Here is a 25,175-nt window from a genome sequence, read left to right on the forward strand (position 1 = left end):
GCCGCCTTCCTTATTTTACCTGAAACAATAGACGCGATGAGCCCGGAAAGGTTGCGTGCCGGAAGCGGCGCGCGAAAAAGACAGCCGCTCCCGGCTGCCTCTCCGTTCCCAAATAGATGCGCCCCGTTCAGGCATCCGGTTCGACGCCGACGTAAACCGGCAGTCTCATTCCTTGCTGTTGGTCCAAATCGTCTTGCGGAACGAGCACGAGATGGAGTTCCGCCTTCCCGGCGCGCTCCCCGGTCAACATAATCCGGAAGGCATGCATGCGCTGGTTCATCTGCGCCATCCATTCGCGCATAACGCCCAGCTTCGCGGCGTCGGCCGGGTACAAGCTCAACAACCCGCCATCGGGAAATTCGAGTTCGGGAAACGCATACCGGTATCCGATGATCGACTCCCCGCCGGCCTCGAGCTCGAGCCGCTCCGGCTCGGCCGCGAACGCCTCCCGTTCATCGAATTGGACCGATCTCCGTTCGAGCATGCCCGCTCCCGCCGCGATCAGCCGCTCGTCGAGCGCCGGTCCCCAGAGGAGCACGGTCAGTCCGGTGAACGCTTGTCCTTGGCTTTGGAAGCCGAACGAAAGCTTGAACTCGCCGCCCGCGTCTCCCGTCACGAAAGATTCCCGGCTCGTAAACGCCAGCTTCGGCCCGTCCGGCGCTTCAATAAACGCCGACGGGCTTACGAGGCTGCGAAAGCGGAGGACTCTGGACTCGGCATCGGCCGCGCCGCCCGGTTGAACCTCCGCCTCCGGCTCATGGCCCCGGAGCGCCGCGCCGGCGGGAATGGCCAACAGCTCCGCCGCCCGGGCGAGCGCATCTTCCGCGAACAGCTCCTCGCTCTCCCAAATCTCCTTCAATCGTCCCGGCTCCACGCCCGCCGCGCATACCTCGGCCCACCTCGAAGGCAGCCCGTTCCGCTTCCGCTTGCGGCCCCCTTCCATCATCGCGTTGAAGGCGTCCAAATCGTTGACGATCGTATCGGCGGTTCCCCCGTTCCGATAGAGCCGCATCAGGAGCCAGTCGCTGTCATGCACGATGGAGCCGACGGCCGGAACCCCCAATCGCGATATGGCCGTGCCGATGGCGTCCATGGCATGGACATCCTGCTCGTCGAGCCTCTGGTCGTAGACGGAAATCCATCGGTCGGACGCTGCCCGCAGCAGCAGCGAACGGTCCGCCGAAGCGGCATCGTCCGCGAGCTCGTAGACGCCGTTAATGAGTTTATCGGTGATTGCCGTTTCAAGCTCGTCCAGCAGCGCCGAACGGTTTCTTCCCTCCGCCAGTACTTGAATATTGGCAATAAACGTCCCCATGCGCGATGCTCCTTTTCCATTCCGTTTCGCTGGAAGAATTCCTATGGTTATTCGCCGCCCGTCCGTCATTCGTTAAGGGCCGCAACCGGCCGTTGCCGCTTTCCTTCCGTCCGGCAGCGGAGTCCCCTCCGGCTTGATGGCGGATCCGCGGAATCAGATCCGCGCCAAAACCCAGTCCCGGATCAGACCGGCCGCCTGCTCGGGCGTCCGGTCGGTCGTATCGACCGTCACCAAGGGCGGATCGAACGCGGTCTCGCCGTTGTCGAGCAGCCAGCGCGCGAAGTTCTTGTGATCCTCGACGAACGCGTCCGTCGTGCCTCGCCACGCGGGACGTCCGCGCAGGCGGGCTTCCCGCGCCGCGTCGTCGCAATGCAGGTTCAGGTAATGCACCTCCCGGAAGAACCGGTAATGGTCGCAGCGCTCGACGTCCCCGGGCATCTGGGTGCCGCACAGCACCGTATGCCGCCCGCTCTGGCCGATCTGAAACGCGACCTTGAGCCAGTTGGACCGGGCTTGGTCCCAGTCCGCGGCGTGCATCTCGTCGGTATCGAAGACGTCGCAGTCCGGCAGCGCCTTGCGGAGATGCTTCGCGACCGTCGTCTTGCCCGCCCCGCTCGTGCCCGTCACGATAAACAGCGGCACCATGCGGATCGGCTCCGCGAATTCGCATTCGGGACAGACGCGCGTCCGCTCGTCCCGGTTCACCTTCGTCTCTACATATTCGCCGCATCCGCCGCATACGATCGGCATCCGGCAGCGCCCCTTTCGGATGGATGATTCGGAATTGGAAATGCCGCCCATCGCCAACCTTAGACGCTTCTGCCCGGCCAAAGTTGCGGCGGGCGGATGCGAGGCGTTAGCCGATGCCGGACGCCGAACGAAAAGGCAGCCGAACCCTGCAATCAGGGGACGGCTGCCTTTTCGGCTTGCGTTCGTTTCTCATAAGCTGCGGTTGCCGCTTGCTTCCGGTTGCTCCCGGTTGCTCCCGGCCGCTTCCGGCCATGCTACGTTGCAAGCACGCCCGCCACTAAAGGGATGAATCAGAAGAAATCCAGCAGGAACGTCGTGCGCCGCGGGAGCGCCGCTTCCAGCCGCGCGACCAGCTCCGGCGACCCCTGGAGCCGGCCGATGCCGGCCATGAAGCCCGGGGTCTGGTAGCCGAGGAAGAGGGCCGCCAGCGTCTGGATCGAGCAGCTCAGCAGGCCTTCTTCGTCCGGCGCTTCCAGCCCGGACAGCCGCGCGGCCTGCGCGCTCGTCCCGCCGCCGCCGAACTGCAGGCGGAAGATGCCCTGGTTCCACTCCGCATGCGGATCCGTGATCCGCAGATGCAGCGGTTCGGCGTCCGGCCGCGGCGCGTAGGCATACTGGGCCAAGAACGATTCCGCGTCCACGATGCGCGCCATGAAGTACGCGAGCTTCTCTTGCTTGATCGTCGGATCGTGCAGCAGGAACGGCAGCTGGTCGTCGCTCGGCGCCTTGACGACGATCTTCGCGATCATCGAATCGTGGTCCGCGATGAATTTCCACAAGCCCCGTCTCGCTTCCTCGTCCAGGAAGACGAGCTCGTGAATCGTCGCCGTCCGCTCTTTCACTTGATAATGCACATAGCCCCTCGGCTCGCCCTGCGCGTTCGCATAGACGGCGACCGTGCCCTTCTTGGACTTGAAATGGCGCTTCGTCCACCAGTCCTCGTCCCGCTCCAGCATGCCGTTGTAGCGCTTCGCGTATTCGACGTACAGCGGGTTCAGCCGCTCCCAGTCGGACGCGATGCGGCGGACCGTGCCCCCTGCCGGCGCCTCGAACTTCGGCAGCTTGTCGGCGGGAATCTCGTAGCGCATGTAGTCGACATACGTCTCCCAGCCGTACCTGCGATAGAATTCGAACTTGAACGGCGCGAGAAACGAAAGCGTCTGCCCCTGCTCCCGCATCGTCTTCAGCGTCTGCCCGAGCAGCCGCGCGACCATGCCGTTGCGCCGGTATTCCGGCCACGTGGCCACGCCGGCGATGCCGCCCATCGCGAAGCGGCGTCCGTTCAGCCAGGTGTGGAAATTCAAGAGCTGCAGCTTGGCCGCGAGCCGGCCTTCCTCGAAGAAGCCCCAGTGCTGGTCGGGATCCATCTTGCCGGCCTGCTCTTCTCTCTCCGCATCGGAGAGCTCGTACTGAAACGCGAACTCGGACAGCGTCACGCTTTCCGGAAGCTCCTCCCGGCGTAATTTGCGAATTTCGCTCATGCGATCACCTCATTAGGGCAGAATACCGACTTACTTCGCCGCCGCCCGCCGAAAGACCTGCACGCCGACCGGAATCGCTTACAGGCGATCGAATTGCCGCGCGTGCTTCCGCAGCAGCGTGAACTGGCCGGCGAGAAACTGCGGCGTATACGGGATGTCCTTGCGCAGCCAGGACACGATCGTGCCGATCAGCGCGGACGAGCCGTACCAGATCGCGATCTCCTTCTGAATGCCGGCCTTCTCGAGCGACGCGGCCCTGCCCCCGCTTTCGATCTTGTCCGCCACCAGCTGGCCGAGCAGCTTCAGCAGCCGGTCCGTGAAGACCGGCGTCCGCTTCGAGGCGAGCACGAGCTTGTAAAACTTCGCCTGCCCGGCGATATGCTCCAGCAGCCGAACCAGCATCGGCCAGTCCGCTTCCGCGGATGCCGGGACGGCGGGCGGCGTGCGCAGGATAGCCTCGAATTCCTCGATCATCTCGTCGGCCATCCGCTCCATCATGTCCGGGATGTCCCGGTAGTGCAGGTAGAACGTCACGCGGTTGATCGTCGCCCGTTCCGCGATCCGGTTGACCGATATTTTCTCGACGTCCATCTCCTCGAGCAGCTCGATGAACGCGTCCCGAATGAGCTGGCGCGTCCGGAGAACGCGGGGATCCGTCGCCTTCTTTTCCATCCGTTTCCGCCTCTTTCCTTGTCCGGCGCGAACGACAATTTGCCCGCTTCCGTCGTATATTCCGCCAGTGCGCGACGATTCGGCGCCGAGTGTCGACTAACCGACGGTTTCGCCCGGAATCGTCGCTTGTCATCCGCCCCGTTCCGGCTATAATCTACGTTATGCATTGTTGACTATACAACAGGTTGTAAATTAAATCTACGGAGAAAGAGAAACGAAAGGATGGAGTAGCTGTGAGCAAGCCGAACGAAACGAACGGCGGGGCAATTAAGAAAGGTCCGATCTTATTCATCATGATTCTGGGCGCTTTCCTCGCGACCTTGAACCAAACGGTCATGAGCGTCGCCGTACCGGAATTGATGGGGGATTTCAACATTACGGCGGCGACGGCCCAATGGCTGACGACCGGGTACATGCTCGTGAACGGCGTGCTCGTGCCGATTACGGCTTATTTCATGCAGCGGTTCTCGACGCGCCAGCTGTTCCAGGCGTCCATGCTGATCTTCCTGGCCGGCACGATCGTGTCGGCGATCGCGTCGAGCTTCCCGGCGCTGCTGACGGGACGGATGATCCAAGCGGCGGGCGCCGGCATCATCATGCCGCTCTTGATGAACGTCATTCTGACGCTGTTCCCGCCCGAGAAGCGCGGCGCGGCGATGGGGATGGTCGGCTTCGCGATCATATTCGCGCCGGCGATCGGCCCGACGCTGGCCGGGTACGTCCTCGAAAACTTCGCGTGGGAAACGATGTTTTACGGTATGATCCCGCTGGCCTTGATCGTCATCGTCTGCGGCTACGTTTATTTGCGGAACGTCTCGGAGCCGGTGCAGGCCAAGATCGACGTGCTCAGCGTGGCGCTGTCCACCGTCGGCTTCGGCGCCATGCTGTACGGCTTCAGCCGGGCCGGCAGCGAAGGCTGGTCGAGCGCGGAGGTCATCGGCTCGATCGCCGGCGGCGTCCTCGCGATCGGGCTGTTCGCTTGGCGGCAGCTCGCCTCGCGCCGGCCGCTGCTCGATCTCCGGGCCTTCAAGTACAACATGTTCTCCTTGACGACCGTCATCAATATCGCGGTCACGATGGTCATGTACGCCGATATGATGCTGCTGCCGCTGTATCTGCAGAACGCCCGCGGCTACTCCGCGCTGGAGTCGGGCCTGCTGCTGCTGCCGGGCGCGCTCGTGATGGGCTTCCTGATGCCGGTGGCCGGCAGGCTGTTCGACCGGTTCGGGGCGAAATGGCTCGCCGTCATCGGCATGGCCATCACGATCGTCACCACGCTCGGCTTCATCGACTTGACGGATTCGACGGGCTATACGTACCTGGTGCTCATGTCGACGGGCCGGCGGATCGGCATGGCGCTGCTGCTCATGCCGATCCAAACCGCGGGTCTCAATCAGCTCCCGTCCCGGCTTAACGCCCACGGCACCGCGATTTCCAATACGATCCGGCAGGTGGCCGGCGCCGTCGGCACGTCGCTGCTCGTCACGATCATGACGGACCGGACCAAGGCGCATCTGACCGACATGGCGGCCGCCGGGACGCAGGATTCCCAGGAGCACCTGATCGTGGAAGCGTCCATCCAGGGGATCAACGACGCGTACGTCGTCATCATCGGCATCGGCGTCCTCGCGCTGCTGCTCTCGTTCTTCATCCGCCGCACGGCGCAGGCGGTCGAGACGGAGCCCGTGAAGTCGCAGCCGCTGGCCCGGGAAATCGCGCCGGAAGCGTAAACCGCCCGCTAGCCCCGGTCAACCGCCGATCTCCGATTGAACGCGCAGCGCAGACAGGCAGCCGGACACTTGCCGGCTGCCTGTCGTCTTTTCCCCGATTATCCCACTACGCGGTTTCCTCGCGTTAACCGACGAACTCCCGCATCAGCTGGTTGAACTTGTCGCGCTCGTCGTAAAACGATCCGTGGCCGCTGAACATGAACGGCACGAGCTGCGAATGGGGAATTTTCCGGTGCATCTCCTCCGCCTGGGCGTACGGAATGACCTGGTCGTGAATGCCGTGCACGATCAGCGTCGGCACCTGGATGCGCGACAGATCGGCGCTTAAATTCAAATCCCGCAGCATGACGATGACCGCGGCCGTCGACCAGCCGGCAGCCTCCATGCCCATCCGGTTGAACCAGTCCGAGAACGGCTTGGAGATGTACCGGAAGAAGAAGATGTCCGTCACGCCGAGCATCATGTTCGCCCGGTCGTTCAACGTCTGCTTCAGCATCCGGGCCGCCGTCTCCTGCGTAAAGCCCGTCGGGGCCGCCGCGTCGATCAACACGAGCTTCGACGCGCCGCCGCCGTTGTACCGCGCGACGTACTTGATCGCGATCGCGCCGCCGGTCGAATGCCCGGCGAGGACGAAGTCCTTCAGCTGCAGCGCGACGACGACGGCGCGGATGTCGTCCGCGAGCCGTTCCAGATTGTATCCGTCATAGGGCCGGTCCGACTTGCCGAAGCCCCGCCAGTCGATGCCGATGCAGCGGTAGCCCATGCCGGGCAGCACGTCGAACTGGTATTCGAACTGCTCATGGCTGAGCGGCCAGCCATGTAAAAACACGATCGTCTTGCTTCCTGCCGGGTTGATGTCCTCCACGTAGAGCTTCACGCCCGGCTCCACCGTAACGTAGTATCCCACCGCCGATGCCTCCGTGAAAATAAAATCCGTTCCCGATAGGATACGCGCCCAGCGCCCAAACGTGAATGACGAGGCGGCGCTGCGGCCGGACGAATGGAACGGCGGCGGCGAAACGACGCGTCCGCGCTAGATGCTCGGAAGACTCGCGACCACCTCGGTCCCCTTGTTCTTCTCGCTGAAGACGCGCAGCGTGCCGCCGAACGACCGGATGATTTGGAAGCTCACCATCATTCCGAGCCCCGTCCCGCTCTTCTTGAGCGAATAGTACGGCGAACCGAGCCGCTCGACCTCCTCCTTCGACATCCCCACGCCCTCGTCGCTCACGCGGATCTCGATGCGGGACTCGTCGACGGCGATGCAGGACGCCCGCACGGCGCCCCCGTCCGGCATCGCTTCGATCGCGTTCTTCATGATGTTGATGAGGAATTGGTTGAGCCGCTGGACGTTGCCGCTGATCATGCAGTCCGGTTCGATCGTCGTCTCGATCGTGACGTTTTTGCCGAGCGCGTAATTCTCGATCAGGCTCGCGGTCCGCCGCAGCTGCCGGCCGACGTCGACTTCCTCCCGGTTGTCCGAGACCGGCTTGCCGAGCAGCAGAAACTCGCGGATGATCTCGTTCGCCCTGTCCAATTCCTCGATCGACAGCCGGATGTACTGCGTCTTGGAGGCCGGCGGCAGCTCGGGCGCGTCCAGCAGCTGGAGGAAGCCGCGGACGACCTGCATCGGATTGCGGATCTCGTGCGCGAAGACGCCCGTCAAGTCGCCGATCAGCCGAAGCCGTTCGGCGTCCTGCAGTTCCTTGCGCATCGTATGGATCTCGGCCATCGTCTCGATCAACCCGGTCATCGTCCAGACGATGCCGACGACCAGGCCTAGGTGGAAGAGCTGCACGACGAAGGTTTGCGCCGTAACGCCCTGAATCAAGCTCGCGAAGAAAGACCCCGTGACGCAATAGAAGACCGCCAGCAGAACCGCGATGCGCAGCCGCTTGCCCTTGGCGGCCTGCTCGAACATCCGCTGCGCGTACAGCACCGCGGAGAAGCCGAAGAGCAGCGACAGCGAGGTGGTCCAGAAGCCCGGTCCGGCGCCGACGGCGTAGAAGCGGTAGAGCAGCACGAATAAGCCCAAGCAAAGACCCGCCCTGCGTCCGGCATAGAGCGTGCCCATCATGAGCGGAACGATGCGAAGGTCGAGATGGCTGCCGTTGCCGTAGGTCACGGGAAACGACATGCAGAGGGCGATCGAGCTTCCCCATAATACGGCGAAGAGCAGCGTTTGTTGTTTGATCGGGCCGATATGGCCGAGTACGTAAGCGAGATAGATGCCGAGAGGGAATCCGACCAGCGAAAGTTGAAGCAAGAAATCTTTTGTGATGTTCACGCGCGGCCGCCCTTCACAAAATCCGATGGGATTCGATCCTACTTGAAAGTATTCGCGAACGAACGAAACTCTCCTGCCGTCGGGCGGGGCGGAAAACGATTTGAAAGATTTGGAGGCGGCCCGGCATAGCTTCCCTATGAACGGGCGATACTAGATCATAGAATGAATCTTTTCATAGACGGTAGGGGGATGGAAACGATGAATGGGCGCGGACCGGTCGATATGCAGGAGCTGTTCAGTTTTCTGGGAAGGGCGGGCGAGCAAGAGCCGCTGGTGGAGCTCGGCGTGGCGAGCGAGCGGCTGCGGCGCGCGTTCGCCGCGCACGAGGAGCGGCGGGAGGCGCTCGAGGCCGAGCTGCAGGAGGCATCCGTGAACGCGCTCGTCGCGATCCGGCGGCAGTACAGCGCGCGGGTGCAGACGCTGCAGGAGGAGCACGACGCGATCTGGCGCGAGATCAAGGATTCGCTCGGGCTGCCGCGCGACATGAAGCTCGCGATGGATCCCGGCACGGGCAAGATCGCCGGCCGGGGCGGACGTCGGCCGAGCGCGCCGGCCGAGGTAATCCCGTTCCCGGGCCTGCTCGGGCGGCCTTGATCGACGCAGGCAAAGAAGCTGCCGGCGATGCCGGCAGCTTCTTTTGCGCGCGGGGGTATGGGAGCGGCCGGGCGATCGGTAACCGCCGGCCGCTTCGGCAGCACTCAATCCGGCCGCGCGGCGGGGAACCCGATCTTCTCCTTACGCAGCAGCCGCCTTGCTTTCTCGGAAAGCCCGTCGTACGTCTCCCGCGGGATGGCGATGCTGCCTTCGCCTGGCCCGTTGGCCGCCGAGGTGTAGATCAACGCCATATTCGTCCGCGGCCGATCCGAACGGTTCGGCGTGCCGCGATGCCACATCCGGTCGTCACGGATCAAGATGGAGCCGGCCGGCATCGTCGCCTTGAACGAAAGCATATGCTCGGCGAGCCGCGACTTATCATGGGCGTTCGGACCGTACCACCGGTCCGGATGCAGGTGCGTGCCGCCCGGCCATGCCTCCATCGGGCCGTTCTCCTCCGTCACGTCGACGAACGGATAATTGACGACGAGATGGGTGATCGGCAGATTGGCGCCGCAGCGGTCGCCGAACCTCGCGCCCATGTCGGCATGAACATGCTGGGCTTTCGTCCCGCCCGGCATGGACGTGTTCGAGGCGAAATACGTGAGCAAGCAGTCCTCGCCCAAGATGCGGTCGACCACGTCGGTGACGAACGGATGGGCAATCAGCGATTCATGGCAAAACGGCTGTTCGAAGGGCAGATGCAGGCCGATATGGTTCGTTCCGTCATGGAACCCGTCGCGCAAATTGAAGCCTTTCTCTTCCATGAAGCCTTGAAGCAGCCCCTCCATGCGCGCGTACAACGCCTCCGTCTGCGCGCGGGGCAGCACCTCCTCGAATAGCACGAAGCCATTCACTTCGATGAGCCTTACCGCCAATTCGAGCGATTCCGGCGACAATCGGCCGGCGGCCAATTCTTCCGCGGTTACATTCATGCGATTCCCCACCATTCCCGATAGATTACGTTACGATTGCGTTGCATGCGACGATGGCCGGCCGAACGACATCCATAGCTCGATGACGTTGCCTTCTTCCTTCAGCGCGTGGACAAGCAGCTCCCGGGCGACCCGCAGCCCTCCGCGGCGATAGCGGTTCGCCGTCGGCGCGGCGGACGCCACGATCCCGTTCACGGCGATTTTCCGTTCGCCGGCGTTTCCGAGACGGTAGACGAACTCCACCGGCCAGTCCATGAACCGATAAGCGAATCGCAGACCGTTCAAGGCATCCGGCAGTACGGGATCGACGACCAGGTCCCCGTCTTCCTGGCGAATGCCCAGGCAATTCGAGACGAGCTGGTTCATGTAGATGCCCGGGCCGCTGGAGTAGATCCGCCAGCCGCCCTTGACCGGCACCCGGCCGTCCCGCAGTCCCTCGAACCCTTCCTGCGCCGCGTAGCGGTCGTTGAACTTCCCGTCCGAGCTGCTGAAGTACGCGTTGCGTTGGCGAGGCTCCGCGTTCGGCACGACGCCGGACAGGCCGACCGGGTTGATCATTAGCAGCGCCTTCCAGGCTTCGTCGCCATAGCCGAGCTTGGCCGAGGCTTCGACGAAGCGGATATGCGCGTGGACGTACTGCAGCCCGATTTCGCGGCCGAAGTTGGCCGCTTGCTCGGCTCGCTTGAACCGCACGCTGACGCCGCCCGCATACCGCGCCGGACGATCCATCAGCCGGACGCCGTCCGGAAAATACAGCTTCTCCTTAATCACGGCGTAGTGCTTCTCCGCCTGCTCCTTCGTCAACAGTTCGCCGATCATGCTCCGGGTCATCGGCAGCAGGCGATAGCGAATGCCCGTCGCCGTATCCTCCGGGTGAAGCATGGGTTCCGGCGCGCTCGGATTCTCCATGTACAAGAAGCCCGGAATGACGTCTTTGGCGAGCATGAACCGGTTAAAATCCAATTGAATCCCCTCCGCCAACGCTTGCAGCTCCGCTGACAAACCGGCGTCGTGCGGCTTGATCGCCGCCGCGAAGCCGCCGATCGCCTGATAGGTCAGCGCGACCGTCCAGCTGCTCACCATGTACCGCTTCAGCAGGGCGTTCGCCGGCTGCAGCGTGTCGTCCCAATCGCCGTCGCCGTACGCCGATAGATGCGTGCCGTGCACGAAGTGCCCGCGAATATAAGCGATTTCCTTCCGGACATGCGCTAACAGGCTCGCGTTGGCCTCCGTGAAGGCGAACGGCCCGCGCGCCATATAGGGAACCGGCTCCGCCAAAATGCCGAAGTCCCCCGTCGCCCGCAAATAATCGCCGAGCACCTTGAGCGGCCAGACGACGATATCGCCGTGGCTCTCGTCGGCCTGAATGCTCGCGTACCGGTCGAACATGAACCATTGCGGCCAATGGCCCGTGTCCTCGTACTGCTGCGCGTACACGCGCAGCAGGATCTCCCGGACCGTGCCATAGCGTTGCGCCGCCAGGAAATATTCGGCCGGTCCTTGGCAGACGTCCCGCGTTCCCCAGGCGGCGCCGCCGTACTGCTCCAGCCCGTGCGGCGCGGAGAAATGGACAAGCATGTTGTGCGCGTACCACCAAGCCAGCGTATTCATGCTCTCCAATTCGGCGGAGGCGCCGCCGTCCGAGGACAAGCGGAACCCGTTCAAAACCCCGCCGAGAAACGCGCGGTACCGCTCCTTCTCCTCGTCCGCCGACCGTTCCGCGAACGGCAGCGGCTCCCCGTGCAGCAAGCCTTGGACGGTCAGGCTCCAGGACGGGCTCGCGGACAGCGCCAGCACGGTGAGCGACGCCTCGCCCGGCTGCGTATCGTCGGCCAGCAGCCGTTCGTCGCCGACGTTCATGACGGCGCCCGTCACCCGCAGGCGATAGCGAAGCTCCGGGTACACAGAGGCGCTGAGCGCGCCCGCCGCGGCCCGGAACGTCAGCGTGTCGCCTTCTTGCGCGACCGACGCGGGCAGCTCGTATTCGTTCGCGTTCATGATGGCCTGGTTCGTGACGAGACAAGGGTAGGCGATACCTCTCTCCGATTCGAATCGCAGGCAAACCTCCGGCGTATCCGCGGACGCGAAGCACGTCACGAGGATGACGTCGTCCGCCAGCTTGTACCGCCAGCTGGCGTAATTAAAGCCCATCTCGAACAGCGAAGGCAGCGCGAGCAGCCGGTAGCGGCCCTCGAGCTCGACGTAAATGCGCTGGCCCGATGCCTTCATGACGTTCAGGGCGCTGCGGGTATTGGACAGCAGCTTGTGGAACGTCGTATTCCCGACGGCGAGCTGCGAGTTGAACACGCCGTACATGTAAACGGTGGTCGTCAGCACGTCATCGCGCACACGGTCGTTGCCGCCGGTCATCAGAATGTGCCCGTGCGGGCGCTCCACCCGCAGCTCCTTCTCCTTCAGGACGACATGCTCGCGTCCAGGCGTGAAGAACGACAAGAGCTCGCCGCCGCCGTATTCTTCCTGCAGCCGCTCGGGATACAAGCCGGCGAGCTCCGCGTCCGTCAAGGGCAGCGCGCGCAGCGGCGAAGCGATCGACGCCTTCCGCTTCGTCGTCTCCACGTCCTCTCCCGGCCCGAGCGGACGGTCGCCGGTCTGCCGCCATGCCTCGGCCACGTCCGCGCCGAACGCGGGCGCGTCCGCCGCTTCCGGATGATCGGCTCTCAGCAAGCCGTAAAAGACGACCCGGGCTTCGCCGTTCAGCCGGATACGCTCGGACTGCAGCGCGACGTAGGCGAATTCGTATTGATAAATCTCGTTGGCCAGCGACGCCATCGCTAGCCGCGCGGGCACGTCGGTGTCCTTGTACGAGAGGCCGAAGAACTGGAAGCCGTCGGTCGAGTATCCTGCCGCGCCGGTTAGCGCGCCCTGCTGCAAATAGGGAAACTTGCCGCCCTGCGGCTGATTTTGGCGCGAGCAGACGACGTAGCCCTTCGCGGGATCGCGGAAGACGGAGTGCCCGATATACTGCGAAACGTACGCCTCGTTGGAGCGGACCGCGCCGCGGTCGGCCAAGCCGACGTCCTGGCCGTAGATGACGTCGAGCTCGAGGCCGGCGTTGCCGGACAAGGCGACGTCCCAGAACCAGACGCCCTGCTCCGTCAGCCGGAACGTCACCCGGTAAGCCGCTCCCCACGCTTCGCCTTCCCACGCGAGCGCCCGCGCATGCCGGCGCAGACGGCTGGCGGAACGAACGCCGAGCAGCGGCACGGCCTCGATTCCGTCCGCCGCGAACCGGCGAAGGAACAAATTGCTCAAGGCGCCGTCGAGCGGGTTAGCCTGTAATTGGTTAATGAGCGTATGTTCGCCGTAAGCGGCCTCGAACAGATCGCCGCTCCGCAGAAACGTGAACCGGAACGGCCCTTCTTGCACGTGAAGCTTCGAATCCGTCGTCTGGAGTATGATGCTCACCCTGCTCTCCTAAGGTATTGATTCTCTCTCTGACGCTTACGCGATCGATCCGGCGCCGGCGCCTGCATCCGCTTCCGTTCCCAGGCACAGATCCATGCCGAGGCGGGCCGGCGGAACTTTCATGAAGTGGCGCCAAACGAAGCCGGTGCGATAATTCTCGATCATGAGGAGCGTGATGCCCTTGTCGATGCCGATGACGTCCTCGGCGTACCAGGCCGGCGTCTCGTCCAGGTTGAACGCGTCCTTAAAGCCGTAAGGTCCCCACAGCCGCGGGTGGTTCTCGTAATAATGGCGCAGCGCGGCGATCGATTCCCGCGGCGTGAAGACGATCGAGCCCGCGGCCCCGCAAGGCGGAATCGTGCCGTCCGCATAGTCCCGCTTCGTCGTGTTCGGATCGGCGCCGTAACCGCCGCTGTAACCGCGCGGGCCGTCGCAGGCGGTAAGCCCCCACGCGTTCGGGCCGAACGTCTTCGAGCGGTCTGCGCGGTCGATGCAGAATTGCCGGTTCGCGAGCGTCGCCCGCACCGAATTCTCGTACCAATCCACCCCGTATCGGTCGCGCCGGCCGCGGAAGTCGAACCAGGCATGCGAGAACTGATAGACGAACAGCGCACCGCCCGTGCTGTGGATGACCGGCCCGTGCCCGCCGTAGTAGCCCACGTACCGCACGAAATCCTCGAACATCGAAGCCGGTACGGGATGCGTCGGCGACGCGGCGCCAAGGAAGTACATCATGAACTGCTCCGCGTAATGGTCCCACGTGCCGAAGTGTTCGCCTTTCTCGTCGCTGTAGCCCATGTAGAATTGATTCGTCTCCGGATCGCGGTACCAATCCCACTCCACGCGCTCGTAGATCGCTTGCGCCAGCCGCTTGACCTCTCCGCCGAAATATTCGCCGGCCGTCAGCGCGCCGCAGATGCAGATGGCCGTATCGATCACGGACACCTCGCAGCCGCGGTACTGCTTCGCCGTATCCCTGTCGAGGAAGTGAAAGAAGAAGCCGTGCCGATGCTCGGCATTGCTCCAGCAGGTACGAAGGGTACCGACCGCGCGCGCATCGGCTTCCTCGCGCGAGATCCATTCCCGCTCGGCGCCGATCGCAAGCGCGGTCAGGCCGTAGCCGACGGAGGCGACGCTCGCCATCTCCGGCCGGCCGGGCGCCCGGTCTCGGATCAGCCCGTAGCCCGGGCTGCCGGGATCCGTGTTCGCCTGCTCCCAAAAAAATTGAAAACTTCGTTTGCTCTCCAGTTCGAGCAAGGTATCGTCCGATAGTGCCACGCTCGTTCTCTCCTCTCTCGCGATGCTCGCGTTACGCCTCGAAACGGACGATCAGCTCGTCTTCGACCTTCGCGTGCCGCAGCGATACGATCCGCTGCGCCGCGCCGCGGCGCTCGACCTTATAGGCTTCGCTCGGCGCGATCCGGCGCGCCGTCTCGAGCGCGATCCAATCCTGCGCCTGCGTCAGCCGGAAAGCGAGATGCGCCTCGCCGATCTCCATAATCTCCGCCGTGGAAGCCAGAATCGTCGCGCCCGCGGCCTTGACGCCGACCGGCAGCATGACGCCGTCCTTGGCGGCGATCGTCAGCTCGCGGCCCTCGAACAGCGCCTCGCCTCGATCGTAAAGGCGCAGCGTCTTGTCGAAGCCGTCAAGGTTCAGCAGATGAAGGAACCGTTCGCCGTCCGCCGACCGCGTCGAGGTCAAGAACAGGCCGTGCTCCGGGCAGTCGTGGGTCAAGCCTGCCTTCGCCCCCAGCCGCTCGAGCGCGTCCCGGAACAAGCCGATGTCGGTCCGGTAGCGCGCCGTCATGACGATCGCGCGCCCGCGGCCGACCGCGCAATCGAACCCGCACGCCTGTCCGCTGCCCTGCAGGCGGAAGAACGGCTCGGCGCCGCGCACGGCCTCGAAGGTCTGGGCGAAGTGCGTGCGCACCTCCGGCCGCGGCGCTGCCCAGCCTTCGGCGACGACGGACGGGTAATAATCCGGCCCGTCGCGATGCTCCGCCGCGAAGCGCAAGCCGAGGCAGTCCGACAGGATCGTGCATGGCCGGGCTTCCATGTCATACTGCGGCACCTCGCCGTACAGCAGCACGTTCCCGCCTTCCATAAGGTAGTCCGCGAGCTTGCGCTGCAGCGCCTCGTCCATGTAGCTTGCGGACAGCAGCGCCAGCACGGGCACCTCGGCAGCGCGGAGCGGCTTGTTCTGGATATCCGCGGCGCCGAAGCGGTAGCCCGCGAGCAGCATGGCGCGGGCCATCGTCTCCCAGCCCGAGTGCGCCCGATTCGCTTCGAGATTCGCGTACATCCTCCGCATCGCTTCGCTGCCCGCGTACCGGTATTCCGTCATGTAATAATCGGGAATGAACGCGAAAGCGACCGCGTCGCGCTCCTCGCGCATGACGGCGACTTTGTCCGCGACCGCCATCATCGCCCGGATGCCGCGCGCCATCCGCGGGAACGTGTAATTCGGCTCCCCTTCCGGGCCGATCGGGGCGGCGAAGCCATGGCGCTCGCCCGTGAAGGCCGCCCGGCCATTGCCGTCGTCTCGTCCGTGGTCGAGCAGGCCGTTGCGGCCGCCGCAGAACAAATAATAATTGACCAGCCGGTTGCCCTGTGCCACGCACATGCGCAGCTTGAAATCCGCGGCCGACACGTCGTACCGCGCGCCGAGCGTCTCGCCGAAGTTGCCGTCGCCGCAGTTGAATTCCATCGACGCAAGCGGCTGATGCTCGCCGTGCATCGCGTCCATGAAGCCGTTGATCAGGTACAGGTCCTGGAACGTGTTCATGTCGAGATCGCCGAAATAAATATCGGAGCCGGACAGGAAGCCCGGCTTCCCTTCGTACGTCTCGTACAGCTGGCTGATGCCGATCGGGAACGTGAACCCGCGGCCCCCGCCGGTGCCGTGAATGTTCACCGCGAACGGCACGCCGCGCGCGCCGAATTCCTCGGCGAATCCGCGCAGCGCGTCCACGTACCGGGCGAAACGGCCGCGCATGTAATGGCCGAGGTCGAGGTGCAGCGCCGGCGCATACGCCTCCCGCGGCGAGCGGATTGCCGCGGTCCGGACGGCCGGTTCCCCCAAGTCGAACGGGTACCGCTCCGCCAGCGACTCGGCCGGATAAACCTCCGTCAGCCATCGCGCAAAATCGTCCAAAACAAGCGGCGTCAGATCCGGACCGTTGCTCACCCAGGACAGCATGCCGATCTCGTTGTCCAGTTGAATCGCGATGACGTTCCCGCCGTTCGGCTGCAGCCGGGGAACGGCGACCGCCATCACCGCTTCGTACCAGCGGCGCGCCGCCTTCAGGAAGGCCGGCGCCAGGTAATCGACCGTCTTCGTCGTCGCCGGCCGGCCGTCCCAGCCGACCGGCACGATCTCCGGATATCGCTCGTAGAGCCAATAGGGCAGCCCCTCGTTTTTCATTTCCGCCATGATGAACGGCCCGGGACGGAGGAAGAAATACAGCCCGTTGTCTCGGCACAGGTCGATGAAGCCCGCCAAATCGTATTCGGGACGCTTCGCGCCGCGCAGGTCGATCTCGCCTTCGCGCTCTTCGTGGCAGAGCCACGGCACGTAGGACGCCACCGCGTTGCAGCCGGCTAGCTTCAACTTGTCGAGGCGGTCCTGCCATTCGTCCCGCCGCAGCCGGTAATAGTGAATTTCCCCGCACAAAATCAGCTCCGGCCGGCCGTCGATCCGGATTTCTTTATCGATGATTTCGATCACAGTCGCACTCTCCCCGTCATGTCATGGCTCCGCCGCATGCCTCGGCCAAGCCGCTATTCCCCGGTCAATCCCGTCTTGTCGACGACCTGGGTGAAATACTTCTGCGCGAACAGGTACAGCGCCAGCAGCGGCAGCACGATCAGCAGCGTGCCGGCCATCCGAATCGCTTCGTTGACGTCCGTCACCTTCGCGCCGCCGGTATACATCGCCTTGAAGGCGTCGTTGAACGTCTTCAGTTCCTGCGGCAGCGTCGTCATGGCGTTGCCCAGATACAGCGAGGCCAAGTACGTCTCGTTCCAGTGCCACACCATCGAGAACAGGTACACCACGACGATCGCCGGCACCGAAATCGGCAGGATAATGCGGACGAACGTCTTGAACGCGCCCGCGCCGTCGATGGCCGCCGCCTCCTCCAGCGCGACGGGAATCGTGCGGAAGAACTGCACGTAGATCAGGATGAACAGCGCCCCGCGAAGCCCTTGGGCGAAGAGGCCCGGCACGATGAACGGCAGCGGCGTTTCCAGCATGTGGTACTGCTTGAACAGCAGGAACATCGGAATCATGATGACCTGCTTCGGCACGACGAACGTGATGAGCATGAGCGCGAACAGCACCGGCTTGCCGGGAAATTTGTACTTGGCGAAGCCGTAGCCCACGATGGCGCACGAGACCGTCTGCGCGACGGCCGGCAGCACCGAATTGAGCAGGGAGACGCCGAGCGCCTTGAGGTAATGCAGCACGTGCCACGCCTGAACGTAGTTGTCCCAGTCGAGCTGCCGCGGGATCCAGCCGACCGTCGGGTCGAGCAGATCCTCGAGGCTTTTGAAGCTTTGCGAGATCATGAACAGCAGCGGATAGACATAGACGAATCCGACGATGACCAGCAGCGCGTACACGACGGTCTTGAGCAGCAGCCCGTCGTTGCCCTGCCGGCCCCACAGCAGATGCGTCGTCTTGTCCGTCCAGCGGCGGAGCGATGTCCGCCAGTTCGCCGCCCGGCGCGTCTCCCGCGCGAGCGGCTTTGCGGCTGCGTCTCTCATAGTCGTTCTCCTCCTCGCATTAGGGCTTTCGGTCTGCCTAACCTTCTGAATTGACCGTCTAATATCCGGCCGTTCTGCCTTCCCGGTTGCGGAAGAACCACGCGACGATCAGCAGCACGGCCAGAATGACGGCGAAAAAAATCCAGGCCAGCGCGCTGGAGTACCCGAAGCCCGTGTCCACTTGGAACATGTTTTTCTGAATGAGCGTAATGACGTCGCCGAACGTATTCGTGAACAGGTCGACCGTCGTATAGATGAGGTTGACCAGAATAAACGGCTTCACCTCCGGCAGCGTCACCTTCCAGAAACTGACCCACGGCGAAGCGCCGTCGATGGCGGCGGCCTCGTACACCTGCGGGTTCACCTTCTGCAGCGCCGCGAGGAAGATCAGAATCTGAACGCCGGAATACCACAGGATCAGGATGAATTTGTCGATGACCGCGATCAGCGGATTGCCCCACGCTTCGGGCAGCGACGTCTTCAAGTAGTCGATGACGCCGGACTGGTCCATCAGCGGAATCGTCGCCGCGCCCTGCGAGAACAGCTCCTGGACCACTTCGCCGCTCGTGATGACGACCGGCAGGAAGAAGATCGCGCGGAACAGCTGCCGTCCCCGAATCGGTTGGTTGATCAGCAGCGCCACGAACAGGGAGAACACGATGACGATCGGGATCATCAGCACGGTGGACTTGACGAAGAGCAGCAGCTGCTGAATGAATTCCGGATCCGTCAAAAACGCTTCCTTGTAATTGGCCCCGCCCACGTACGTCGTCTTGATGCCGTCCGGCGTGACGGCGACCTTATTGAAGCTCATGAAGAGCGAGAAATAGAGCGGATACGCCATGAACAGCAGGAATCCGGCGATCCACGGCAGCACGAGCGCATAACCGATCAAGGCCTCGCGCCTTGCTTTGGGCAATCTCAATTTCATTCCCGTCCTCATGGCTCGCCGCCTCCCGTCACCGCAAAGCCGCGCGCTTTCACCGCGACCGCGCCGCTCCGGTAATCCTGTCCGGTGTAGTTCACCCAGACCGCGGCGCCGTTGGAATAGCTTACTTTCACGACGCCGTACTCGGGCACCTCGCGTCCCGTCATGTACGCGCCTTGAACCGGCTTCAGCGCTTCGTTCGCCAAGTCGTACCGGCGCTTGATCTCCGGCGCCCAGTCGCCGTACGCGGTGGAGAACTGGTCGCTTGAAGGCGTATTCTGCAGCTTCCAGGACGGCTCCTTCGTGATGACGAAGGACGGATACGCGCCGTACTCGATCATCCGGAGCACGTCCTCCGCCGGGTCGGCCTGATGATTGGCGTCCTTCGCGTAGTAGTCGACGACGCCGTGAAGCACCATTTCAACGAACGGCACCGTGTCGGTCGCGTACATGAACTGCGACGATTCCAGCGGCATGCCGAGGTACGCGGATGCGCCTTTCAGCATGTAATCGTTCGGCCGGTTCACGAGGAGCCGGAGCGACTGCTTGCCCGCTTCCTCCAGCAGCTTGCCGTACGTCCCCATCGCGTCGGTGCGGGTAAGCGGCGTCTTGCCGCCGTAATCCGAGAACAGCGTGGAGCCGGTGCCGTTCAGCGCCAAGCTCGTCAGCCCGTCTTCGCGGAAAACGCCGAAATCGTCCTTCGCGAGTCGCAGCGCGGACTGCGGACGCAGGAAGTACCCGTTCAGGTCCTTGTACAGGCTGCTGACGAACTTGCTCACGAACGGATATTCCACCAGCCGGTCCGTGATCATCCGGGCGGCGTCCGTGCGGACGTTGGTCCGGGGGCTGCCCTTCAGCAGGTCGGTGTAGTCCGTTTCCAGGCTGAGCGCGATGCCCTGCGCCGCGGCGTAGTCGCGCAGCGCCTCGAAGCCGGAGCGGCCGCCGAGCTCGCCGGCGAACGACGGTTTGGCGGGACGCGCGCCGTTCAAGCCGCCGCTGTTCCACCCTTTCAGCACCGCCGTCACGCGGGTAACCCCTTGCTTGCGCAGATCCTCGAGGATCGCCTTCGCCTCCTCGAAAGACGTCAGCTTCAGCACATGCCGCCCGATCAGGCCGGGCTCGACGTCGCCGCCGAGAAAATCGATCTCCACCGGCACATCCCGATCCGTATCGGATGCCGCTGCCGCCGGTCGCTCCGGCAGTTGGCCGCCGCGCCGCAGGTAGGCGCGATACGCCGCGGCCATGCCGGCGTAATCCGCTTCGCGGCCGCTCAGGAACACGTAACGCGTGGATTTGTCGCCTTCGGTTCGGGCCTTCGTGAACGTATTGATCCCGCCCATCGATTGGCTGGTCGGCTGGAAATACGCGGACCGGATCTTGAAGCGCGGCGACACCCAGTAATAGTTCGTGTTGACGCCGCTCGGATACGCGACGATTTCCGCGTTCGCCTTCCCCTGCTCGACGACGCCCATCAACGCGTTTTGCCCCGCGCCGTGCACGATGCCGAACACCGGGTACGAGACGGCGTTCGCGAAACCGAAGCCGGTCGTCGCGACGTCGCTGCCGTAAATTTCTCCGACGTACGGCTCGTCGAACCTCGACTGCTGGTCGCGGAACCGGATCAGCGCGCCGCTGCCATCGGGAATGAACAGGTACCCCGGTACGTCCGCTTGACGTACGGAGCCAAGGAACGGATACGGCTGAACGGAGGCCAGCCGCCCGCTTCCCTTCTCCGCGATCGCGTCGTTCGGGACCGAAACGACGAGTCCCTGGTCGTCGAGGACCGTGCGGACGGTTAGCGAGATGCCGAGGTCCGGCAGCGCGTAGGTCACGTCCATCCCGCCCGGGACCGGCTTGGCCGACAGGGCCTTGCCATGCTGCGAACGGTAATTGCCCGACGCCGGCGTCGCGTCTCCCTCCTGAAAGTAATCGAACAGGAACGGCGACTGCATGGCGTTCAGCCAGTCCTCGTTCAGGTCTTCGCCGCGCATTGTCTTCGAATCGGGCTGCGAGGACCATACGTAGCCGGTGGCCTTGTTCTTGACCGCGATTGCGTACGTGGTCTGGTCCATGTACAATTCGAGTCCGGCATTCTCGCCGATGCGCGCGTATCCTTGGCCGATCGTCGTCTTCGGCACGTCCGCGCGCGCGGGCTCCGGCATCGTGAACCGGTTGGACCGGAAGAAGGCCTGCTCTTCCTGTTCGCCCGGCGCGGCGCCGGGAACCGGCCCGCCCCGGGAATCCGGCGTCTGCCCGAAGGCGTGCGCGATGGAACCCGCGAGCGCGATCGCCGCCAGGCCGAGCCCGATTCGAACGGCTTGCTTTCGTTTAGCCACGGTATTTCACCTCTTCCGCGATGCTCCGCACAAAGTCCCATACCTGACTGGACAAGCCGAAGAAAATAAAGGCGATGACCGCCATGATGACCATGCCGGACACCGTGATCGCGATGTTCTTGAACGTTTCCTTGAATTCGTAGCCGTGGATTTCCTTCACCATCAGGATGAACAGCACGGCGCACCACGCCACGATAAAGATGCGGCCGTAATCGTACACGACCGACTCCATCAAGGTCAGCCCCTTGGACAGAACGGTCAGCGGCGCGCCGAACAGCAGGTACGGGCTGAGCGCGTAGACCGAGCCCTTGAACACGTCCCGGAATTTGCCCTCGCCGTCGTTGATGACGCTGACCATGTAATTGCAGACGATCCATCCCAGCAGCGGCACGAACAGCTTGAGCAGCTCGGTCGGTATGCTTATCCGCAACGGATCGACGCCGCTGAAGATGAAGCTCGTCTGGAACACCTCGTAGAGCCGAACCGCCGCGAACAGCGCGAGCAAGATGGCGGCGGACAAGACGGACGCCTTTCCGTTCGTCAGCTCCTCGAACCCGTCGATCGGATGCCGCAGCATGCGGAAGACGTGGAGCAGCTGGCCGACGAGCCGGACGCGGCCGGTTCTTCTCGCCGCGTTCACGACGGGCGCCCCGAAGCCGAACCGGCGATGCAGCCGCTTCAGGATCATCCACGCGACGGCGAATCCGACGAGCACCGACAGCACCGTCGAAGCGTGCTTCATCAGCCACTCCCGCCGAAGCTCCCAATACGTGTTGGAATACTCGCCTGCGTTCTTCGCGAACTTCAGTTCGTCGAACGCTTCGTCGAAACGACCCTGCTTGTAGTAGGCAAGGCCAATGCCGAGGTGAGCCAGGTCGAACAGGCTGTCGAGGCGCAGCACCTCGCGCCACGGCTCCAGGCTGTCGACGTATTTGCCGTCGAGGTAGAGCGACACCGCCTTGTTCACGAGCGTCGCGAACGGCGTCGGCTTGAAGATCTGAATGTTGCCGCGCTCCTTGTCGAGCACGTACAACAACCCGCTGCCGCTCACCGCGATGCCCGAGGGCGACGTGAAGTACCCGAGACTCTGATAGCCCGCGTCCATGCCGCCGAAGCCGAACAGGAGGCTGCCGTCCTTATCGTAGACGTAGATGAAGCCTTCCACGGCGTCCGCGGCGTAGATGTTGCCCATGCGGTCGACGGTCACGTCCGCGATATTGCCGCTCATGTACGAGGACGAGTGCAGCAAATTATCGCCGGCGACGTTCAGTTTCTTGATGCCGGCCCCCTCGAGACCCACGGTTGCGGTGAAAACGAGGCCGTCCTCGCCGATGGCCACGTTGCTCGGCGAAGGCGGCAGCTTCTGCGACAGCTGGCTCAGCTGCTTGCGCGTGAAGAGCAGCTTCTGCAGCGAACGCTCCAAGCTGAAGCCCACGCGGTTCGCCCCGAAGTAGCCGAGAAAGCCGCCGTCCGGACTCAGCTGGGCCAGGCCTTGGACGAGTCCCTCGCCGACGACGTACAGGTTTCCCCGCAGGTCGGCGGTGATTTTGCGCGGCTTGAACGCATTGCTCTTGCCGAAGAGCAAGGACGCCGGCTTGCCGATCTCCGTCAGCTTCCGGCCGTCCGGCCCGTAGACGAACACCCGCTCCGCGCCGTGGTCGGCCACGTACAGCTTCCCTTCGCCATCGACGTAAATGCCCGTCGGCTCGTCGAGCTCGCCTTCGCCGAAGACGCGAATCACGCTTCCCCGCGCGTCCAGCTCCAGCACGCGGCCGTTGCCGGTATCCGCGACGTAGATATGGCCGCGCGCGTCGATGAACAGATCCTGCGGCTGGTCGAGCGCCGCCGTCAGCTCGCCTTTCTTCTCCCGCTCCGCGGCGCCCGCGCCGAACATGCCGTAGCCGTCGATGGCGCCCATCGGCACGTACGCGGTCTGCGTCAGCCGCGGCTGTCCGTTCTGCTTGAACGTGAAGGCGTCGTAGCCCGCGGCGCCGGCGGGGCGCGGAATGGCGGCCGCCAGCAGCGCGAAGGCGACGGCCGCCGCGATAAGCGATTTCCATTTCACGTTGAGCGTCTCCCTTCCCTACTTCAGCCCCGAGTGCGCCATCGTGTCCATGACTTTGCTCTGCATGAAGATGAAGATGATCAAATTCGGAATGAACATGATAAGCGCCGCGGCCGCGGCCACCCCTTGGCCGGCCACGTTGTTGCCGACCGTCGAGCTGAGCGTCGTCATATAGAACGCGAACGTCTTCAGCGTCTCCTTGCTCATATACAAGCTCGACGTCTCCGCGTTATTCCAGACCGTCTGGAACGCCAAGATCGCCACGGTGGCCATGGCCGGCGCGATCAGCGGCAGGACGATCCGCGCGAACACGTACCGGTCCCGCGCGCCGTCCATCGCCGCCGCCTCAAGCAGCTCGTTGGGAATCTGGTCCACGAACTGCTTGACCAAAAACACGCCGACGGGCAGCGCAAGCAGCGGGAGCAGGTGCCCCCAGTAGGTATTGATCAGCCCGAGCTTCTCGATGATCAAGTACCGCGGAATCGTCACCGCCGCCGGGACGAACATGAGCGCGATCGTATTGATCTCGAAGATGACCTTGCGCAGCCGGAACCGCTTCTTCGACAGCGCGTAGCCCGCCATCGCGCTCGTCAGCAGCGAGAGGGACACGACGACGCCCGAGACGACGATGCTGTTGAACAGGTACTTCGTCACCGGAATGACGCTCATGTCCTTCAGGCTAAGCAGCGAGGAGAGATTCTCGAAGGTCGGCTTGCGCACGAGAAACGTCGGCGGAAACAGGAACAGCTCGTCCAGCGGTTTCAGCGCCTGCGAAAACATGAAGACGATCGGCAGGGTCATGACGAAGCCCAGCGGCACCAGGACCGCGTAAAATTTCAGCTGCCCGAAGCCGAAGCGGCTCGGATTGATTTTATTGCCGTGAAAGGATGCCACCGGACCACCTTCTTACTCGTATTAGTCGATTCGCGGCCATCGCCGCCCTCAGTCCTTCTCGCCGAACAGCCGCCAGGCCAGCTTGGAGAAGCCGTAAATGATCAGCAGCAGCACGACCGAGACGGCGGAGGCGTACCCCATGTCGTACCGGATAAAGCCGTAGTCGGCGATATGGTTGATCAGCAGCTGCCCCGAATATTGCGGGGTCGGATTCGTGCCCGACAGCTGAACGCCGATTTCGCCGGCCTGGAACGTGCCGACGACCGCCATGACCGCGCCGAACAGCATCTGCGGCTTCATCGACGGAATCGTGATGTACCATACCTCCTGCAGCCGGCTCCGGATGCCGTCGATATACCCGGCCTCGTACATCTCCTTGTTGATGTTCAAAATGCCGGCCAGCATCGCGAGGAAGCCGACGCCCATGCTGTTCCAGAGCGTGACGATCACCATGATCGGCATCAGATAATGCGGCGATTGCGTCCATTGAATCGGCTGATGGATGACGCCCAGCTTTAGCAGCGTCGCGTTCAGATAGCCCGCGCTGTCGCCGCTGAACAGCGTGAGCCAGATGACGGTCATCGCCACGCCGGCCGTCATGGACGGCGAATACAACACGAGCGCCAGCACGGTCCGCGGCTTCCGCGAGACCTGCGACAGCAGCCACGCCAGCCAGAAGGACAGCAGGTAGCCGCCAGGGCCGACGAGCAGGGCAAACTTGATCGTATTCGGCAGGACGTACATCATGAATTCGCTGTCCTGCGTCAAGAGATTCACGTAGTTTTGCAGGCCGATGAACGAAGGCCGCTGCACCGTGTTGAAGTACGTGAAGGAGAGCACGATCGCCGCCCCGACCGGAATGATAATGAAGAGCGCGAACAGAATCAGGAACGGGCCGAGGAACAGATAGGCCGACAGCTCCTCCCGCGCCGAGCGCTTCATCGTTTTCTTCGCGGCCGGCCGGGCGCCGGCGTCGGCGCTTGCCCGCGCAAGGG

18 protein-coding genes are annotated in these 25,175 nt (G+C 63.7%); 2 read left to right on the forward strand and 16 right to left on the reverse strand.

The window, feature by feature from the left end; genetic code table 11:
- Positions 1 to 127 precede the first annotated feature (127 nt).
- The 4 genes from I8J29_RS14115 to I8J29_RS14130 all read right to left on the reverse strand — a co-directional run bounded on the left by I8J29_RS14115 (position 128) and on the right by I8J29_RS14130 (position 4,218).
- A complete protein-coding gene (locus I8J29_RS14115) occupies positions 128 to 1,315 on the reverse strand; it encodes a hypothetical protein (RefSeq protein ID WP_208848219.1) in 1,188 nt (395 codons plus the stop codon).
- Positions 1,316 to 1,468: 153 nt separating this feature from the next.
- Complete coding sequence (locus tag I8J29_RS14120) at positions 1,469 to 2,065, reverse strand: P-loop nucleotide/nucleoside kinase family protein (RefSeq protein ID WP_240546186.1); 597 nt, start codon at positions 2,063 to 2,065, stop codon at positions 1,469 to 1,471.
- Positions 2,066 to 2,355: 290 nt separating this feature from the next.
- Positions 2,356 to 3,546: a GNAT family N-acetyltransferase gene (locus I8J29_RS14125; RefSeq protein ID WP_208848220.1), complete on the reverse strand. Its 1,191-nt coding sequence runs from the start codon at positions 3,544 to 3,546 to the stop codon at positions 2,356 to 2,358.
- 78 nt (positions 3,547 to 3,624) lie between these two features.
- The gene (locus I8J29_RS14130) at positions 3,625 to 4,218 is read right to left on the reverse strand and encodes a TetR/AcrR family transcriptional regulator (RefSeq protein ID WP_208848221.1); all 594 of its coding nucleotides are present in this window, start codon (positions 4,216 to 4,218) and stop codon (positions 3,625 to 3,627) included.
- Between the two features lie 233 nt (positions 4,219 to 4,451).
- Here I8J29_RS14130 and I8J29_RS14135 point away from each other — a divergent pair, with 233 nt between their 5' ends.
- Positions 4,452 to 5,948 carry a DHA2 family efflux MFS transporter permease subunit gene (locus I8J29_RS14135; RefSeq protein WP_420831122.1) on the forward strand — a complete coding sequence of 499 codons (1,497 nt, stop codon included), beginning with the start codon at positions 4,452 to 4,454 and terminating at the stop codon, positions 5,946 to 5,948.
- Between the two features lie 124 nt (positions 5,949 to 6,072).
- Here the strand turns inward: I8J29_RS14135 and I8J29_RS14140 are convergent, their stop codons facing one another.
- Together I8J29_RS14140 and I8J29_RS14145 are read right to left on the reverse strand one after the other, a co-directional pair.
- Positions 6,073 to 6,855 carry an alpha/beta fold hydrolase gene (locus I8J29_RS14140; RefSeq protein WP_208848222.1) on the reverse strand — a complete coding sequence of 261 codons (783 nt, stop codon included), beginning with the start codon at positions 6,853 to 6,855 and terminating at the stop codon, positions 6,073 to 6,075.
- 126 nt (positions 6,856 to 6,981) lie between these two features.
- Entirely contained in the window at positions 6,982 to 8,235 is a 1,254-nt protein-coding gene (locus I8J29_RS14145; protein WP_208848223.1) for an ATP-binding protein, read from the reverse strand.
- A gap of 198 nt (positions 8,236 to 8,433) precedes the next feature.
- Here I8J29_RS14145 and I8J29_RS14150 point away from each other — a divergent pair, with 198 nt between their 5' ends.
- On the forward strand, positions 8,434 to 8,829 hold the full coding sequence (locus I8J29_RS14150; protein WP_208848224.1) for a hypothetical protein: 396 nt from the start codon (positions 8,434 to 8,436) through the stop codon (positions 8,827 to 8,829).
- Between the two features lie 104 nt (positions 8,830 to 8,933).
- Here the strand turns inward: I8J29_RS14150 and I8J29_RS14155 are convergent, their stop codons facing one another.
- Genes I8J29_RS14155 through I8J29_RS14200 form a run of 10 tightly spaced genes read right to left on the reverse strand, consistent with a single transcriptional unit; the run spans position 8,934 to position 25,122 of the window.
- Positions 8,934 to 9,764 (reverse strand): phytanoyl-CoA dioxygenase family protein, encoded by an 831-nt coding sequence (locus tag I8J29_RS14155; RefSeq protein ID WP_208848225.1) that lies wholly within the window; start codon positions 9,762 to 9,764, stop codon positions 8,934 to 8,936.
- A gap of 30 nt (positions 9,765 to 9,794) precedes the next feature.
- Entirely contained in the window at positions 9,795 to 13,190 is a 3,396-nt protein-coding gene (locus I8J29_RS14160) for a GH36-type glycosyl hydrolase domain-containing protein (RefSeq protein WP_208848226.1), read from the reverse strand.
- A 36-nt stretch (positions 13,191 to 13,226) separates the two neighbouring features.
- Positions 13,227 to 14,468, reverse strand: a complete 1,242-nt coding sequence (locus I8J29_RS34470) for a glucoamylase family protein (RefSeq protein ID WP_208848227.1) — start codon at positions 14,466 to 14,468, stop codon at positions 13,227 to 13,229.
- A gap of 31 nt (positions 14,469 to 14,499) precedes the next feature.
- Positions 14,500 to 16,917, reverse strand: coding sequence for a beta-galactosidase (locus I8J29_RS14170; RefSeq protein WP_208848228.1), 2,418 nt, complete (start codon positions 16,915 to 16,917; stop codon positions 14,500 to 14,502).
- Positions 16,918 to 16,970: 53 nt separating this feature from the next.
- Positions 16,971 to 17,957 (reverse strand): carbohydrate ABC transporter permease, encoded by a 987-nt coding sequence (locus I8J29_RS14175; RefSeq protein ID WP_208848229.1) that lies wholly within the window; start codon positions 17,955 to 17,957, stop codon positions 16,971 to 16,973.
- A 58-nt stretch (positions 17,958 to 18,015) separates the two neighbouring features.
- Positions 18,016 to 18,888: a carbohydrate ABC transporter permease gene (locus I8J29_RS14180; protein ID WP_208848230.1), complete on the reverse strand. Its 873-nt coding sequence runs from the start codon at positions 18,886 to 18,888 to the stop codon at positions 18,016 to 18,018.
- Between the two features lie 8 nt (positions 18,889 to 18,896).
- Positions 18,897 to 21,221: a DUF5696 domain-containing protein gene (locus tag I8J29_RS14185; protein ID WP_208848231.1), complete on the reverse strand. Its 2,325-nt coding sequence runs from the start codon at positions 21,219 to 21,221 to the stop codon at positions 18,897 to 18,899.
- Positions 21,214 to 23,286, reverse strand: a complete 2,073-nt coding sequence (locus I8J29_RS34475; protein WP_208848232.1) for a YIP1 family protein — start codon at positions 23,284 to 23,286, stop codon at positions 21,214 to 21,216. The genes I8J29_RS14185 and I8J29_RS34475 overlap by 8 nt, the downstream gene beginning before the upstream one ends.
- Before the next feature lie 18 nt (positions 23,287 to 23,304).
- Positions 23,305 to 24,180, reverse strand: a complete 876-nt coding sequence (locus tag I8J29_RS14195) for a carbohydrate ABC transporter permease (protein ID WP_208848233.1) — start codon at positions 24,178 to 24,180, stop codon at positions 23,305 to 23,307.
- A 48-nt stretch (positions 24,181 to 24,228) separates the two neighbouring features.
- Positions 24,229 to 25,122, reverse strand: a complete 894-nt coding sequence (locus I8J29_RS14200; RefSeq protein ID WP_208848305.1) for a carbohydrate ABC transporter permease — start codon at positions 25,120 to 25,122, stop codon at positions 24,229 to 24,231.
- Between the last annotated feature and the right edge of the window lie 53 nt (positions 25,123 to 25,175).

Origin of the sequence: Paenibacillus artemisiicola (assembly GCF_017652985.1) — a bacterium.
GTDB lineage: Bacteria > Bacillota > Bacilli > Paenibacillales > Paenibacillaceae > Paenibacillus_Z > Paenibacillus_Z artemisiicola.